At 41.9% G+C, this 17055-nt stretch carries 14 protein-coding genes; 3 read left to right on the top strand and 11 right to left on the bottom strand.

The window, feature by feature from the left end; translation table 11 throughout:
• Positions 1–33 precede the first annotated feature (33 nt).
• The 6 genes from ABVJ71_RS03340 to ABVJ71_RS03315 form a co-directional block, all read right to left on the bottom strand.
• A complete protein-coding gene (locus ABVJ71_RS03340; RefSeq protein WP_353855600.1) occupies positions 34–1074 on the bottom strand; it encodes a LacI family DNA-binding transcriptional regulator in 1041 nt (346 codons plus the stop codon).
• 185 nt (positions 1075–1259) lie between these two features.
• The gene (alsE, locus tag ABVJ71_RS03335; protein WP_353855599.1) at positions 1260–1952 is read right to left on the bottom strand and encodes a D-allulose 6-phosphate 3-epimerase; all 693 of its coding nucleotides are present in this window, start codon (positions 1950–1952) and stop codon (positions 1260–1262) included.
• 20 nt (positions 1953–1972) lie between these two features.
• A complete protein-coding gene (locus tag ABVJ71_RS03330; RefSeq protein WP_353855598.1) occupies positions 1973–3235 on the bottom strand; it encodes a PTS ascorbate transporter subunit IIC in 1263 nt (420 codons plus the stop codon).
• 27 nt (positions 3236–3262) lie between these two features.
• Complete coding sequence (locus ABVJ71_RS03325) at positions 3263–3529, bottom strand: PTS sugar transporter subunit IIB (RefSeq protein WP_353855597.1); 267 nt, start codon at positions 3527–3529, stop codon at positions 3263–3265.
• A gap of 14 nt (positions 3530–3543) precedes the next feature.
• A complete protein-coding gene (locus ABVJ71_RS03320; RefSeq protein ID WP_353855596.1) occupies positions 3544–5550 on the bottom strand; it encodes a BglG family transcription antiterminator in 2007 nt (668 codons plus the stop codon).
• A gap of 341 nt (positions 5551–5891) precedes the next feature.
• On the bottom strand, positions 5892–6107 hold the full coding sequence (locus ABVJ71_RS03315; protein WP_353855595.1) for a hypothetical protein: 216 nt from the start codon (positions 6105–6107) through the stop codon (positions 5892–5894).
• Positions 6108–6304: 197 nt separating this feature from the next.
• Between ABVJ71_RS03315 and ABVJ71_RS03310 the strand changes: the two genes are divergently transcribed.
• Complete coding sequence (locus tag ABVJ71_RS03310; protein WP_353855594.1) at positions 6305–7708, top strand: phospholipase D family protein; 1404 nt, start codon at positions 6305–6307, stop codon at positions 7706–7708.
• A gap of 153 nt (positions 7709–7861) precedes the next feature.
• On the opposite strand, the gene ABVJ71_RS03305 is transcribed toward ABVJ71_RS03310, so the two are convergent.
• Entirely contained in the window at positions 7862–8032 is a 171-nt protein-coding gene (locus ABVJ71_RS03305; RefSeq protein ID WP_353855593.1) for a hypothetical protein, read from the bottom strand.
• Positions 8033–8262: 230 nt separating this feature from the next.
• On the opposite strand from ABVJ71_RS03305, the gene ABVJ71_RS03300 reads away from it, so the two are divergent.
• Positions 8263–10074: an assimilatory sulfite reductase (NADPH) flavoprotein subunit gene (locus ABVJ71_RS03300; RefSeq protein ID WP_353855592.1), complete on the top strand. Its 1812-nt coding sequence runs from the start codon at positions 8263–8265 to the stop codon at positions 10072–10074.
• A 32-nt stretch (positions 10075–10106) separates the two neighbouring features.
• On the top strand, positions 10107–11822 hold the full coding sequence (cysI, locus tag ABVJ71_RS03295; protein WP_353855591.1) for an assimilatory sulfite reductase (NADPH) hemoprotein subunit: 1716 nt from the start codon (positions 10107–10109) through the stop codon (positions 11820–11822).
• Positions 11823–11849: 27 nt separating this feature from the next.
• Here cysI and ABVJ71_RS03290 read toward each other — a convergent pair whose 3' ends face one another.
• From ABVJ71_RS03290 to ABVJ71_RS03275, 4 genes are read right to left on the bottom strand one after another with little or no spacing between them, the layout of a single operon-like run.
• On the bottom strand, positions 11850–13793 hold the full coding sequence (locus ABVJ71_RS03290) for an AMP-binding protein (RefSeq protein WP_353855590.1): 1944 nt from the start codon (positions 13791–13793) through the stop codon (positions 11850–11852).
• Positions 13794–13806: 13 nt separating this feature from the next.
• A complete protein-coding gene (locus ABVJ71_RS03285) occupies positions 13807–15330 on the bottom strand; it encodes an acyl-CoA carboxylase subunit beta (protein WP_353855589.1) in 1524 nt (507 codons plus the stop codon).
• A gap of 18 nt (positions 15331–15348) precedes the next feature.
• Positions 15349–16131, bottom strand: a complete 783-nt coding sequence (locus ABVJ71_RS03280; protein WP_353855588.1) for an enoyl-CoA hydratase — start codon at positions 16129–16131, stop codon at positions 15349–15351.
• A 12-nt stretch (positions 16132–16143) separates the two neighbouring features.
• Positions 16144–17052 (bottom strand): hydroxymethylglutaryl-CoA lyase, encoded by a 909-nt coding sequence (locus ABVJ71_RS03275; protein WP_353856539.1) that lies wholly within the window; start codon positions 17050–17052, stop codon positions 16144–16146.
• Between the last annotated feature and the right edge of the window lie 3 nt (positions 17053–17055).

The following is a 17055-nucleotide window of genomic DNA, read 5'->3' as shown; positions in this document are numbered from 1 at the left end:
TTTGTCTCTTTTTTGTTTGCTGAAATGGCATGTTCACCCCCTTTCATGTTTTGGACATGTACTGTCTCTTTCGATTAGTTTTGTTGGCACGACAACTTTTAGAGGCAGTTTTCTTCCGTTTATTCGCTCAATTAGCAGCTTTAGACCGACTTCCCCCATTTGTTCTGTATACACTTTGACGGTCGTAAGCGGCGGGCTTGAAAAAGAGGCCGCTTCAATATCGTTAAAGCTGACGATGGATACATCTGAAGGAACGCGGAGACCAGCTTCATGTAGAGCTCGCATGGCTCCGATCGCCATGGAGTCACTTCCGATAAAAAAGGCTTCCGGCAAATTTCCGTTTTGGATGGCTTGTTTCATGAGGTCATATCCTTGCTGCATGGAATATTCACCGATATGTATATCCTCCATTTTAAGGTTTCCCGCTTCTTGCATTCTTTTCATAAAGGTTGTTTGTCTTTCATCTTCAATAACGGCGTTCCCTTCGAAATAATGCTCTCGTTCTTTCCCGCCAATATATCCTAAGTGTGTAAAACCAAGAGAGCGCAGATGGGATATGGCGCGATCTGCTGCTTTGACAAAGTCCACATGTACACAATCGTACAAATCTTCATCCGCATAATGATTGATAAATACAATATGCTCCATGCGGTTTGTCATTTTCTCTACAGTGTCTGGGCTGATTCGACCAATCACGATTAACCCGTCCATGCCCTTTAGCATCTCGCCTTGATCCATGCTTCTTAGCCGAAATGTATGAAGGGTGGATAGACCACGTTTTGCATATTCTTTTTCAATTCCTTTTCGGATGGATGAAAAAAATGGATCATTTAATTCTTCGTCGATAGACTGTGCAACAACGACGCCGATGACTGGGGAATCAGCTACTGTTTTTCCTTCTGATTTATCTGCTTTCCTTGCTCTCACTGGGGTATAGTTCATTTTCTTGGCGATGTCGAGGATGTTTTGTCTTGTTGCTTCTGATACAGATAACGTGTGATCGTCATTTAAGACACGAGATACAGTGGAAACGGATACATTTGCGTCATGAGCGATATCTTTTAGGGTTGTCATAGGCAAACTCCTCATGGCTTATTTGACTAAATATTTACTAAATATAATTGAAGGTTACCACATTAATAAAGCGCTTTCAATCATTAATTTCAAATATTGATTCATTTTTTGCGTATGTATTGGTGAAATCGATGGGATTTTAGTAAATTTACTAAAAAAGAGGATGGAAACCATCCTCTTTTTTACTAGGGCGATTCAATTGTAGCTGTCTCTTTCAAAAACAAGCGCTTCATCTTTTCCCAAGCGATATCGAGCTGTTCATGGAGTCCAAATAAGCCTGATGTTCCGACGATATAAATTTCATTCCCAGCCTCAGCAAGTAAGCGATATGTGCTTTCATTACAAGAGCCGTCCACCTCAATCGAAAATGAGTATCCTCTCTTCTTTTTCAATTCTTTGGCTTGTTTGATTTTGCTCAGCATTTCTTTTAAAAATGGTTGTCCGGCAAATCCTGGATCTATCGTCATGATTGTGACTCGGTCAATTAAATGGATATAAGATTCTAAAGTATCAAGTGGTGTTGCAGGATTTAAGACAAAACCGATCTGACAACCTCTATCATGGATGTGACGTATGATTCTAAAAACGTCTCTTTGCACGACGTCCGGATGTAAGCAAATCATTGATGCACCTGCATCTATACAAGCATCAATCAAAAAGTCTTGAGGGTGTTCCGCCATCAGATGTACATCAATCGGCAAAGTTGTTAGTTTGCGAAGTTGTTCAATGAAAAATGGTGATAAGGTGATATTTTTCACGTAATGACCATCCATCACGTCGATATGATATCGATCCGCTCTGTTGTTGAGAATACTGATTTGTTCGCGGAAATTCGTTAAATCCATGCACATCAGTGAGGGTGAGAAGACTGCTTTCAAAATCTGATCCTGCTCCTTTCTTATAGACCAAATAAGAATTTGATCAATCCAATGAAGATGCCAATGATGCCAAAGTCAGTATCTCCAAAGGTCGTGCCTTCAAAGCCGAGTGTTCCTAATACAGGCAGTAAACAAGCAGGTAAGAATGACAGCAACAGTCCGTTTACAAAGGCTCCCGCTACTGCTCCCCTTATGCCGCCTGTTGAATTACCGTATACCCCTGCTGTTGCACCGCAAAAAAAGTGCGGTACAAGACCAGGTACAATGACTGTTAAACCAAACAAAGGCAGAAGAAAAATGGACAATATCCCTCCTGCAAAACTGCATAAAAATCCAATAATAACGGCATTTGGAGCAAACGGAAAGACAGTTGGTGCATCAAGAGCCGGCTTTGCTCCTTTGACAAACCGATCAGCAATGCCTTTAAAGGCGGGTACAATCTCACTGATCGCCATCCGCACACCTGCTAAAATAATGTAAACGCCAGCTGCAAATGTGATCGACTGTATGAGGATGAAGACCGCAAAGTTCGTTCCCCCGCTTAATTTTTCAATAAAAGTAACTCCTGCAAACGGTGCGATCGCAAAAAATAGCAAAGCCATTGTGATCGAAATAGCAACAGATGTATCTCTCAAAAAGCCGAGCGATTTAGGAACCTGTATGGTTTCGGTTGATTTCTCCGGCTTTCCAATCATTTTGCCGATCATTCCCGCAGTAAAATAACCGAATGTGCTAAAGTGACCGAGCGCAAGATCATCATTTCCAGTGATTTTTCTTGTGAAGGGCTGAAGAATGGCGGGTGTAATAACCATGGCTGTACCTAAAATAATGGAACCAGTGGTCACAAGCAGTCCCCCATTCATCCCAGCAGTTGAGAGAACCACTGCAAGCATAGCCGCCATATATAAGGTGTGATGACCTGTTAAAAAGACGTATTTAAATGGAGTGAATTTTGCCAACAACAGATTGACGATCATGCCAAAGATCATAATGAGGGCTGTCTGTGTGCCGAATTCTTTTTGAGCAATGGCTGCCATCGCATCTGTATTTGGAACAACCCCTTGAATGTGAAAAGCCGCTTCAAACATTTTTCTGAAAACACCGAGTGAATCAGATACAACTGTGGCACCTACGCCTAGAATCAGGAATCCCATTGTCGTTTTAAAAGTACCTGAAACTGTATCGGCTGCTGATTTTTTCTGTAAAAGTAAACCTACGAGTGCAAATAAACCGATGAGAATCGCTGGTGTGCCTAATATATCGTTCATGATCAGTTTTATCATGATGTAAATCCCCCTTTTTCAAATGACCTAAATGTGCTTGCGAAGGACGTCTTTTATCGCTTCCTGATCTAGCAGATTGTTTAATCCAGCGACTTTTCTCGTGCCGTCATCCAGTTGATCAATGATATCTTGTGCACCGATATACAGATCAGCCGATTCGGTTTTGCCTGTACTTAAATCGGTATGGTCAACTTCAGCAGAAAGACCTAACTCCTCCAACGCTTTCTTGACATTCATTTCTACGATAAAACTGCTTCCTAAACCATTTCCGCAAACAACAAGAATCTTTTTCATTTTCTTTTCCTCCTTTACAAATTTGAGAATTGTTCAATCAATTTTTTGATCGTTGTTAACTCATCTGTCTCAATTAATTGCTCGATGCGCTTTTCTTCACTTAACAGCATGGTCAACTGTTTGAGTGCTTTAAGATGGGTCATGCTGTCAATGGCTGCTAATACAATCACAAGACTAACCTGCTTTTTTCCACTTTCAGAAAAAGGAATGGGCTTTTTTAATGACATGAGTGACATGCTCAGCTTGTTCACACCGTCTTCGGGTCTTGCGTGTGGAATCGCTACTTTAGGTGCAATCACAATATAAGGTCCATGTTGATTAACAGAATCGATCATGGCCTCAACATAACTTGGCTGAATAGCTTTTTGTTCAATCAATGGCTGTGCAGCCTTTGAGATAGCCTCTTGCCAGTTTTCTGCTGATTGTTGGAGCTGAATCGTTTCTTCCTTTAATAAATCATTTAACACAGGTTGCCACCCTTTCTGATATGATGCAAAATGGGGAAAAAGCAGCTCCTTAATGTCTTGAAGCAGTGCTTTCTCATTTTGCACAATGGTATGCTGCTCAATTATTTTGACGAGCTCTTCGATTCTTTGATCATCAAACCGACTTTCTCCGCCTTCACAATATTGAAGCAATGTTTTTTTCTCGTATGCGGTTAAAATGGGATGAACCACGTGGACGGGTTTCCCTTTTGGTGAAATGGGGGTTGTTGACACAATAAAGTCGACATCAACTGAGGGCAATACATCATACGCCCGCTTTGATAACACGCTGCGAATTTCTATGTAGCCGATTAATTCAAGCAGTTGCGTTTTCAGCATGTGACTTGTGCCAATCCCTTCACCGCATACAATGTAAACGGAACGTTTCTTAATGGGAGAGATCCCTTCTCTTCTCATCCATCCGCCAAAATGCATCGCTAGATATGCGATTTCATGCTCACTCACTTGTGAACAGGTGGCCATTTCTAAATGACAAGCTACTTTCTTGGTGATGTCAAACACTTCTGGCTGTGCCTTTTTAATAGATTCCGTTAATTCATTGATCACACTTATGTTATAGATGAGCCGGTAATAGGCCGGAATCAAATGCATCGTCAAGTTTTGTTCAAGGCTTTCTCGTTCTTGAAAGGAAATGCATGCATAACGCTGAAAGTCAAAAATCATTTGTCTGGCAATGGTGCGAATGAGATGCTCCTCAGGTTTTTTACTATTTGGAAGCTTTTGTTTTTTTGCACTGAGCAATAATGTGCTTAGAAAATAGATTTCGTCATCTTGAACGTTAAGGTCACTTTCCTTTTGGACCTTTGCAATGAAGCGAACAGCAGCCAAACATTCATCTGTTCCCTGCAATGTACGCTTTTCTTCATTCGAAATGTGTACCGCACGTCCTAAATAGATTCGTTTAAAATAGAAAAAGAGATCTAAAGACAGTTGATCTAGCATATCGTCAGCAAATTCAAGCGTGAGCTCCTGCTCTGATTGCTGGAGTAGAATTTTTAGCCTGTTGTGTGAAATGGGACCGCTTAACCAAATAGATGTGAAAGGCTTTTCATCTTTAAGCATCGTGCGAATCAGATGAATGTACGGCTTCAATGCCAATCGAATGGTTCTTTCTGCTCCTGATAAAAAATAACCGTTAGCTGCCTTATAATAAAGCGTGATCTGCTGCTTTGAGAGCTCTTCTTTTAGCTGTTTAATATCTTCAAGAATCGTATTGCGGCTGACCTTCGTTATGGACATGAAATCCTCGATACATAAGGGCTTCTGGCTGCATGCTATAGATAAGAGGATGATAGCCCTTCGTTCTTTTACACATGGCTCATAATCATCACCAATAAGAAAAGCCTCTGCCTTTTGACGGATAGCCGCCTTTTCATCTGGCTTTAAATAATAGCCACCCCGCTCTTTTCGCTGAATGCAGCTTTGCTGATTCGTTTCGAGCCAGCTATTTATGCGTTTGATTTCGTTGTAAATGGTTCGGGAAGAGACATCTAGTCTATTCTGTAAATCTTCCATTGATAGATAAGATGTCGTGTGAAGAAGCATAGACAATAATGTTGTACCTCTTTTGGTTAAATACAGATTGAATCCCTCCCTTCTTCCCTTTGTTTATAAGTTTAATCAATAGACATGAAGTAAAGAAGTCCAAATGTCTTCAGCAAGTGATGTGCATCTATTGGATGGCGATTTTTTTGCATTATAAAGAAGCACATCTATATCAGTGTGCTTCTTTACGTTTTGGATTTGAGCAGTCGGAGCTCCTGATCCATCATATCATCAGTTTGAGAAATAATTTGTATGATCAAATCTAATTCTTCTTGGTCATACTCTTTTGTCAGCAGTTTCGTTGAAGCAGATCATGATTGAAAGAGTTTTTTCACCTGTGGTTTGCCGGCAGTAAGGGGAACAATGATCACCCTTCGTCTGTCCTCTGGATCTTTCTCTCTTTTGACAAAGTCAGCCTTTTTATGTCGATCAATGAGGACGGTTACCAGCACTTGAGCTAAGTTTTTTTCACTTAATTCACCTGCTGTTAAATGGCCTACCTCATTTAATAGGTCAGCTGATCGCACTTACTGCCATGATGGTCTTATTTATGGGTGATGCACGTTTACGTACGTCACATGAAATGAACGAAAACGAATAAGCTTGAAAAGCAGAGCGATTTGCCTCTGCTTTTTTGTTTGCATTGATATAACACGATGAGTGAAATTTTTGTTATTAACATAAGATAAGCAAAATGAGTGCTGCTTGAAGGGAGCTGATAGGAATGCTTCACATCTTATTTTTTCTTATTCTGTTTTATGTGATGTATGTATTCATCACAGCATTTGTTCTCTTTTACTTGCCGATTCCAAAAAAATGCAAAAAACATTGCACCTATAAGGCTTCTTCTATTTCTGGAGACGACCAAGGCATCAATCAAGTCATGCTGCTTGATGATGGGTTTGAATCTGGTCAAGTGAGAATACAAATGATTCGTGAGGCTAAAAAGATGATTCGTCTTAGTTATTATTCCATTCAAAAGGGAAAAACGGCAGAATGGTTACTCGGTGCTTTAATAGAGGCAGCTGATCGAGGTGTGAAGGTACAGTTATTATTAGACGGCATATGTCACAGTCTTCGAGGACCGCTGAAGCATTTGCCTTATACAGTGGCTCATCATCCGAATATGGCGATTCGGTTTTACGAGCCCTTACGTTTGCTAAAGCCGTGGACATGGCATAATCGTCTACATGATAAGCTTCTTTTGACAGATGGGCGTGTGGCTGTGATGGGCGGCAGAAATATCGGAGATAAATATTTTGCCGATCAGCCGTCAAAAGACTTCGTTTATGATCGTGATGTGCTGCTCTATAATTCAAAAAAGGGAAACGTATTAGATGAAATGGAGCAATATTTTGTTTATCTATGGAATCATGCGTTTACAAAAAGGACAAAAGATGTTTTTTCAACGCAAAAAGCGAAAAAACTGAGGAATCAACTGATCAGGTCATATCAAGAAGCGATTCGTACAGAGGAACCTTTTGTGATGTCTGCCTTTGATTGGGGCAAGGATGCCATTTCTGTAAAACAGATTTCTTTTTTTACAAATCCTGTTGAGCGGTTTAATAAGCGTCCTCTCGTGTTAAAGAAATTAAATGATTTGGCTCACCGAGCGAAGCGTTCTGTCCTTATTCAGACCCCCTATGTGATACCGACACGTCCTATGAAGGATGGACTCACTTTCTTATCTCAAGAAATACAAACCACGATTGTGACGAATTCTCTCGCTGCTACCCCTAATCCTTTAGCATTTGCAGGATACTTGAGTACAAAAAAAGAATTGATGAAAACTGGTGTCCATATATATGAATATGAAGGTCCGTATTCCATTCATGCGAAATCGATGGTGATTGATGATGATTTAAGCATGATTGGGACGTATAATTTAGATGCAAGGTCAAGCTTTTTAAATACGGAATCGATTTTAGTCATTGATAGTGCTCCTTTTGCCTTATCACTCACACAAGCTATCGAACAAAAAATGGCCTATAGTGATCTCGTTGCAAAGGACGGTATGGAATTAAAAGCTGATGCTGATGGACATGGACAGAAAAAGAAGCTTTTGATCAAAAGGCTCCTGTTAAATGGCTTATCTACGATAACAGTACTTTGGCGAAGACTGATCTGAAAAAGGGCTCCTACTGCTGGTGTAGCCCTTTTTTGTCATGTTTGTTCAATTGGGATTAGCTTAAAACGCAATATACCTGCCACAATGACAAAAACGCCAAACAGTTTTGTTAGTGAAAAGTCCACTTTTGCTAAACCGTGCCCCCCAAGCGATTCAAACAGAAGTGCACACCCTAGCTGTGAGCTTCAATACAATGGATATACCGTAAGTTGGACCAAGGTGATGAATGCTTTGGCCAAGGAAGGTCACATCCCCTCCCCTGATGGCTCCTTTCACCCAGTGTCGTAATTGGAACATAGAGGTTCCTTCTAACAAAATTCCCATGAGGAGTGAGGCAATTAAGCCCATGTGAAAAACGATATGGTCACTGCACAGGAAGAAATATTTCGTTGAAGTCTCCAATGAAACTGTAAAGGTATTAGAAATCTTAATCATGACAATCAATATTATATATTTTACTTAATGGCAAACTTTCGGTAAAGTTCAAATTGAATCTTTATATATAATTCCTATCGAATTAATCTATGTTTATATTCCTTGTGAGGTGGATATCGTTGCAACTTCATGTATTGAACAGTCCGTTTAGTCAGCAGCAGGCAGAGTTACTCAATCAGCTACTTCCGACATTAACAGATCAGCAAAAAATTTGGCTAACCGGCTATTTATCAGCACAGGCAGCTCTCACCAAACGAGAAGATGCCGCTCAAGTGCCTTCTTCTGCATCTGTTACCCAGCCTATCATAAAAGATGTGACAGTGCTTTATGGCTCCCAAACAGGTAATTCTGAAGGTTTAGCGAAAAAGACAGCGAAAAGCCTTGAAGAGAAAGGTTTTCAAGTGACGCTCTCTTCTATGACAGATTTTAAACCAAATAGTCTGAAAAAAATAAACAATTTACTCATCATTGTCAGTACACATGGTGAGGGAGATCCGCCAGATAATGCTATCTCATTCCACGAATATGTACATGGCAGACGTGCGCCAAAGCTTGACCATTTGCGCTATTCTGTACTTGCGTTAGGGGATAGCTCATACGAATTCTTCTGCCAAACGGGCAAGGAATTTGACGAGCGCTTAAAAGAACTTGGCGGAAAACGCCTTTTTGATCGAGTAGACTGTGACCTTGATTACGATGAGCCGTTTTCAGAATGGCTTCAAGGTGTGACCCTTTCTCTTAGTGAAGGCGAAACAGCGGCATCTCCGCAAGGACCCGCTGTCAAAGTAAGTGAAAATGTCTCTGAATACTCGAGAACGAACCCTTTTTATGCGGAAGTGCTTGAAAATATAAATCTAAATGGACGTGGTTCTCATAAAGAAACACGTCATTTGGAACTTTCTCTTGAAGGATCAGGGCTTGTATATGAGCCTGGCGACAGCCTTGGAATCTATCCGACAAATGATCCTGAGCTTGTAAATGAACTGATTAACACGTGCAAATGGGATGAACAGGAAACTGTCACCATTCATAAGAATGGAGATACACTTCCCTTAAAAGAAGCCCTCACCTCCCATTTTGACATTACAGTGTTAACAAAACCTCTTCTTCAAAAGATGGCACAATTTACGAATAATGAAGACTTTCATGCGCTAGTAGAAGAAGGAAACGAAAAAAAGTTAAAAGAATACGTCGCAGGCAGAGACTTGTTAGATGTGGCTCGTGATTTCGGCCCATTTGATGTATCTGCTTCAACGTTTACTTCTATTTTAAGAAAAATACCTGCACGTCTTTACTCCATTGCGAGCAGTCTAAAAGCACATGATGAAGAGGTTCATTTGACAATAGGTGCTGTCAGATATGAAGCACATGGGAGAAAACGTCATGGTGTCTGCTCGATTTTATGTGCAGAACGTCTTAAACCAGGTGATAAATTGCCTGTTTTTATTCAGCCTAATCAAAACTTTAAACTGCCTCAAGATCCTGATGCGCCAATCATTATGGTTGGACCAGGTACTGGCATTGCCCCCTTCCGTTCGTTTATGCAAGAACGCGAGGAAATCGGTGCGAGCGGAAAATCATGGCTGTTTTTCGGTGATCAGCACTTTGTGACAGACTTCTTATACCAAACAGAATGGCAAAAATGGTTAAAAGATGGTGTTTTAACAAAAATGGACGTGGCTTTCTCAAGAGATACTGAGGAAAAGGTATATGTCCAGCATCAGATGATGAAAAACAGCAAAGAATTATTTGAATGGCTCAAGCAAGGTGCATACGTCTATATTTGCGGCGATGAAAAGCATATGGCCCATGATGTACACAATACCCTTCTTTCGATCATTGAAGAAGAAGGTGGCATGAGTAAAGAGAAGGCAGAGAGTTATCTTGCCAACTTACAGCAACAAAAACGCTACCAGCGTGACGTATATTGATTGAATGCTTGAAAGAAAGGAGTTTTTACCACATGGTCAAGACCGCATTAACAGCGCCGGATGGACCTCCGAGCGATGTAGAAGAAATTAAAGCAAAAAGTAACTATTTACGAGGAACGTTAAAAGAAGTGATGCTCGACCCGATTTCAGCGGGGATTCCTGATGATGATAATCGGCTTATGAAGCATCATGGCAGCTACTTGCAGGATGATCGTGACCTGCGCAACGAACGTCAAAAACAAAAACTTGAGCCAGCTTACCAGTTTATGCTGCGCGTTCGATTGCCAGGCGGAATTGCCTCACCGAAGCAGTGGCTAGTAATGGATGAACTTGCTCAGAAATACGGCAATGGCACACTAAAATTGACAACTCGTGAAACCTTTCAGCTTCATGGTATTTTAAAGTGGAATATGAAAAAAACAATTCAAGAGATTCATTCCACGATGCTTGATACAATTGCTGCTTGCGGGGATGTGAACCGGAATGTCATGTGTACATCCAATCCTTATCAATCAGAGGTGCACCAGGAAGTGTATGAGCTTTCAAAAAAGCTGAGTGATGATTTGCTTCCAAAGACAAGAGCGTATCACGAGATTTGGCTCGATGAAGAAAAAGTAGCTGCAACACCAGATACAGAAGTCGAACCAATGTATGGACCGCTCTATTTACCGAGGAAATTCAAGATTGGTGTTGCGGTCCCTCCTGCCAATGACATTGATGTCTTCTCGCAAGATCTGGGTTTCATTGCCATTTTAGAAAATGATCAATTGGTCGGCTTTAATGTAGCGATTGGCGGCGGCATGGGCATGACGCACGGTGACACAACGACCTATCCACAGCTTGCGAAAGTCATCGGCTTTTGCATACCTGAGCAGGTTGTGGATATAGCGAAAAATGTGATAATGATCCAGCGTGACTATGGAAACCGTTCAGTGCGGAAGAATGCTCGTTTTAAATACACCGTCGATCGTCTCGGTCTCCAACATGTGAAAGAAGAGCTTGAACATCGTCTTGGATATGCTCTTTTAGACGCAAAAGATTATCACTTCGATCATAATGGTGACCGCTATGGCTGGGTAAAAGGAATCAATGGCAGATGGCATTATACAATGTTTGTGGAAGGTGGACGGATCACAGACTTTGATGATTATCCACTCATGACAGGCATTCGTGAAATTGCCAAAGTTCATACAGGTGACTTCCGTCTAACAGCGAATCAAAATCTAATCATTGGAAATGTGACGTCCCATAAAAAGAAACAAATTGAACAACTGATCAAAAAATACGGTTTGTCAGATGGTCAGAAGCATTCTGCTTTGCGCCGAAGCTCCATGGCATGTGTTGCACTTCCAACCTGCGGTTTAGCGATGGCCGAAGCAGAGCGATACCTCCCTCGGCTCATTGATCGAATTGAAGAGATCGTTGAAGAAAACGGTTTAAGTGATAAAGAAATCACGATACGAATGACTGGCTGTCCAAACGGATGTGCCCGGCATGCTTTAGGTGAGATTGGTTTTATCGGCAAATCGCTTGGCAAGTACAATATGTACCTTGGGGGAGCATTTGATGGTAGCCGATTAAGTAAACTCTACCGCGAGAATGTGGGTGAGGAAGAAATTTTAAAAGAGCTTAGCTCTCTTCTGCCGCGCTATGCAAAAGAACGAAAAGAAAACGAACATTTTGGTGATTTTGTCATTCGAGCAGGAATTGTAAAAGAAACAACGGATGGAACGAATTTTCATTTGTGATCATAAAGACAGGAGCAATTCCTGTCTTTATTTGATTGATCCTGTTATGTTCTTTTTCAATTGATCGACGATGTCTTCGTACACGTCTGGGTTTTCAAGTGAAGAGACATCTGGCGACCCTTTATGCTCGTATGCATCTTTTAATAAACGCCTGACGATTTTTCCATTTCTTGTTTTCGGTAAAGCTGAAATAATATGAATTTCCTTTGGTGTTAGCGCTTTTCCGGCGTGCATTCCAACATGCTTCGAGAGTTCTTGAACGAATATAGCTTTATCAAGACATTGTTTGCTGATCACAACAAAACAAACGAGTGCTTCTCCTTTCACATCATCCTTTACTCCGATGACAGCAGCCTCTTGGACGGCTCGATGACCGACAAGAATTGATTCAATCTCAGCTGGACCCACCCGTTTCCCCGCCGTGTTAATGACATCATCAGATCTGCCTGTGAGATGGAATTCTCCGCTCTCACTTTGCATCACCCAATCACCGTGCGTCCAAACCCCATCAAACCGTTTGAAATACGTTTCTTCATAACGCTCTGGCTCGTTCCAGAAACCACATGTCATTCCGACCCATGGTTTTTTCACCACAAGCTCTCCTACTTCATTTATGACAGAGTTTCCTGCATCATCATACACATCAGCAGCCATTCCTAAGATCGCCGCGTTAAAAAGAATCGGTTTGATTGGACGCAGTAATGTGCTCCCTAGGATCCCGCCAGATACTTCCGTCCCGCCTGAGTAATTTAAAATCGGGATGTTTTTCTTTCCTATTGTTTCAAAGAGCCATTGCCAAGGAGCTTCATTCCAAGGTTCACCGGTTGAAATGATGGCTTTGACATGTGGCAGTTGAATGTTGGCGGTTTTATGTTGCATGGCAGAACGTACAAATGTAGGAGAGAGTCCAAAATGGGTCACTTGATGTTGGTTGATAAATGACCAAATATGTTGTTCATGTGGATAATCGGGCGCCCCATCATATAGGACAATCGTCGATCCATTGACAAGTCCGCCAAACACAAGAAATGGCCCCATCATCCAGCCCATATCCGTAAGCCAACATAGGCGATCTCCTTTTTTGATATTCATACATAGACCTGCATCAAAGGCGGCTTTCACTGGAAAGCCTGCATGTGTATGCACTGCCCCTTTTGGAGTGCCTGTTGTACCAGAGGTGTATAAAATCATCAGCGGTTCTTCATTTGTAACATAGACCGTTTCAGTTACTGGTTGTTCTTTTAACAAATTGTTTAAAATAATATCATGTGTATAGCCAGTATCAGAAGAAGAATGGACAATGACTTTCTCAACAGTGTGTGTTTTTTGGATGGCATCAGCCACACATTCTCTCATATTAATGGTCTTACCTCGTCTTGTCATCTCATGCCCTGTGACAACAATTGTTGCACCAGAAGCTCGAATGCGCACGGCAAGTGGCTCACTTCCATAGCCGGAGAATACTGGACTAAAAATGACCCCAATTTTTGCAAAGGCAAGCATGACCGCAACTGTCTCAGGAAGCATGGGCATATAGATGATGGCGACGTCCCCTTTTTGAAGCCCCTCCTTTATAAAACCAGCCGCCAGACGATTAACCTTTTCTTGTAGTTGGTTAAATGACCATGTACTTTCTTCACCAGCTTCATTTCCCCAAATAATGGCTGGTTGATTCTTTGTATCTTCTTCACTTGCCCATTTGTCCACGGCAGTTTCTACGATGTTTAATTTACCGCCTTTATACCACTTTGGCCACATGAATTGATGATCTCCAAGTGCTGCTTCATACGGCGTAGCCCACTGTATGCCAACTGCCTTTTCTGCTTCCTTCCAAAACCAATCTGTCTGCTTGATACTGGCTTGATAAAACTCATCATAAGAGGAAAATCCAAGAGAATGCATCCACTGATAAAGACGTGTTTCTTTCATCATCTTCTCTTCCGGTACCCAAGACGGTCTAAGGTTCATCATTTTGACTCCCCCTTTATACCGGATATACCGGATGTTTTCTTCTCGTAAATGTCATGTCTTTTGATGTATATGCGCGTAATCTACTGCAAAGTTCATGCCTTAATTGGTCAAACGGGATGACACCATCGACAATCATCTCAGATGCAAGTTTGTATATATTCATGTCTTCTTGGTATTCCTTCCGTTTGGATTGAATAAATGAGGCTCTCTCCTCTTCAGGGAGTGCTGCTATTTTATTAGCATAGACAGCATTAACCGCTGCTTCTGGACCCATGACAGCGATTTGTGCAGATGGAAGTGCCAAGCAGCAATCAGGTTCAAAAGCAGGTCCGGCCATCGCATATAAACCTGCACCGTATGCTTTACGAATAATGACGGAAATTTTTGGAACGGTTGCCTCTGACATAGCGGAAATCATTTTCGCTCCATGACGAATAATGCCTGCTTGCTCAACTTTTGTTCCAATCATAAAACCCGGAATGTCAGCAAGAAACAAGAGCGGAATATGAAAGGCGTCACAAAGTTGAATAAACTTGGCGGCTTTATCAGCAGAGTCATGAAATAACACACCGCCTTTCACTCTTGGCTGATTGGCAATAATACCCACAGGCTGCCCATTGAAGCGACTAAAGCCGGTGATGATCTCCGAGGCAAACAGCTTCTTGATTTCAAAAAAAGAACCTTCATCAATAAGTAAATCAATGAGCTCATACATATCGAAAGGGGTGTTCTGACCCTTAGGAATAAGGTCTTGGATAGAGAGCTCAGATGGTTTTGGGGGGATAGCCGCTTTCACTTTTGATCTTTCAGTATAGTTGGCGGGCATATAGGCTAAATAGTCCCGAGCCATTTGAATAGCCTCTTCCTCTGTTTTGGCTAATAAATCCCCGCACCCCGAGATGCTGCAATGCATTCTAGCGCCGCCCATTTCCTCTAGTGACACTTTTTCTCCGATGACCATCTCCGCCATGCGAGGAGAGCCTAAATACATGGAGGCATTCCCCTCTACCATCACGACGATGTCACAGAAAGCAGGGATGTAAGCGCCACCGGCCGCTGATGGACCGAATAGTAAACAGATTTGAGGAATTCGCCCAGACAGCTTGACTTGGTTATAAAATATGCGGCCAGCTCCCCTTCTTCCTGGGAACATAGCCACTTGATCAGTAATTCTTGCACCAGCTGAATCGACTAAATAAAGCATCGGGCAGTTGAGCTTTTCCGCTGTTTCTTGAATTCTAATGATTTTCTCTACCGTTTTGACGCCCCACGAGCCTGCTTTTACGGTAGAATCATTCGCCATGATACAAACAGTTTGCCCATTTATGCGTCCTGTGCCTGTCACAACACCATCTGCTGGTAGACTTTCATCTTCGCACTCTGCAAATAATGCATCTTCAATGAAGGATTCTTCATCTAGTAACAGACTGAGACGATCACGGACAAATAATTTTCCTTTTTCTTTGTTTTTCTCGTGATATTGTTCAGCACCCCCTTTTAAAATGCGCTGTTTTCGTAACTCGTGCTCCTCCATCATGTCAACTCCCCTTTCATGCTATTTGCCTGTATAATGAGGCATTCGTTTTTCTTGAAAAGCTCGAAGACCCTCGATTCGGTCTTGTGTATGAAGCAGGCGCAAATAAGCTTCGTATTCTTTCGCAAGACCTGTGTGTATATCGTGATCGAGCCCAGATTGAATGGCTCGTTTTGCCTCTTTTAATGCGATAGGCCCATTGTTAGTGATTTGTCTTGCAAGCGTTAAAGAATCTTGGAAAAGTGTATCTTTTGAGGATATGTGTTCGATCAAACCGATCTGAATGGCCTCTTCAGCTCGTAATGAGGCGCCTGTGAAAATGAGCTCCTTTGCCTTGCCGATCCCAATCAGGCGCGGAAGTCGCTGTGTTCCGCCAGCACCTGGAATGATGGCTAGTCCTGTTTCTGGCAGACCGAGTCTTGCTTCGGCTCTTGCTATGCGAAGATCACAAGCCAAGGCAAGCTCAAGACCTCCGCCAAGTGCGTGTCCATTGATTACGGCAATCACAGGTATGGGCAAGGATTCTATTGCTGTAAAAGTTTGCTGGATGGTGAGGACTGCTTGTTTGGCTTCTTCTTCTGACATCTTTCGCCGTTCTTTTAAATCTGCCCCTGCACAAAAGACTTTTGCACCAGCACCTGTGATCAAGAGGCAGCGAATTTTTTGATTGTGTTTGACTTCTTGAATGATGCCATTGATCTCTTGAAGCATCGCTACTGATAAGGAATTGGCTTTTTCTGGCCTGTTTAAGGTCATAATGCCAATCTGCTCATCTTGCCTAGAAAATTGAACGTTTTGTTCCATGTCATTCATCCTTTATGAAGTAGTGTGAGAGTGAAAAGCACGTAAGCAATGACTAGGCAACGTGCGGTCCACCTTCATTTCAATCCATTCTGCCGCCTTGATCAATGCTGGAAAGTCGATATTTGTTTCAATCCCCATTTTTTTCAGCATATGAACAACGTCTTCTGTTGCAACATTCCCGCTAGATCCAGGAGCATAAGGGCAGCCGCCAAGCCCTCCAGTAGATGAATCGAATTTGGTGATCCCGACTTTTAATGCTGTATACACATTGGCAAGCCCCATTCCCTTCGTATCATGAAAATGAAGGGCAATCTTGTCAGCGGGGAAACGTTCAAGCAAAATGTCTAATCGCCTTTCTACTTGGAGCGGATGGGCTTCACCAATTGTGTCTCCAAGTGAGATTTCATCGATGTCATAGGAAAGCAGCCTATCGGTTAAACGCAGTACCTCATCCATTGATACTTGTTTTTCGTAAGGGCAGCCAAATACAGTGGAAATATAGGCACGAGTTTTTAGCCCTTCTGCTTTTAGCTCAGCTGTCATTTGTTTGATTACGGAAAGCGTTTCATGAATGGATTGATTCATATTTTTTTTGTTGTGTGTTTCGCTCGATGAGATAAACATAGCTCCTTCATCAAGGTTTGCTTCGAAAAAATGTGTTAAGCCTATTTCGTTAGGAATGAGTGCTGCATAGGTGATATCGTTCTTTTTGTTCAGAGATGCAGCCAATTCTTTCGCATCCCTTAAGGCAGGAACCCAATCAGGATGAACAAATGATGTGACTTCAATATAAGGAAGATGAGCTGCTGTGAGCATGTTGATCCAGGTTTGTTTCTCTTTTGTTTTAAGCCAAATCGGTTCGTTTTGCAGACCATCTCTTGGGCCTACCTCTCGGATATGCACTTTTGTTGGTAACATGATTTT

Origin of the sequence: Bacillus sp. Bos-x628, assembly GCF_040500475.1 — a bacterium.
Classification (GTDB): Bacteria; Bacillota; Bacilli; order Bacillales; family Bacillaceae; genus Bacillus; species Bacillus maqinnsis.
The sequence above is the reverse complement of the archived record's forward strand: the minus strand, read 5'-3'. Positions and strand labels throughout refer to the sequence as shown.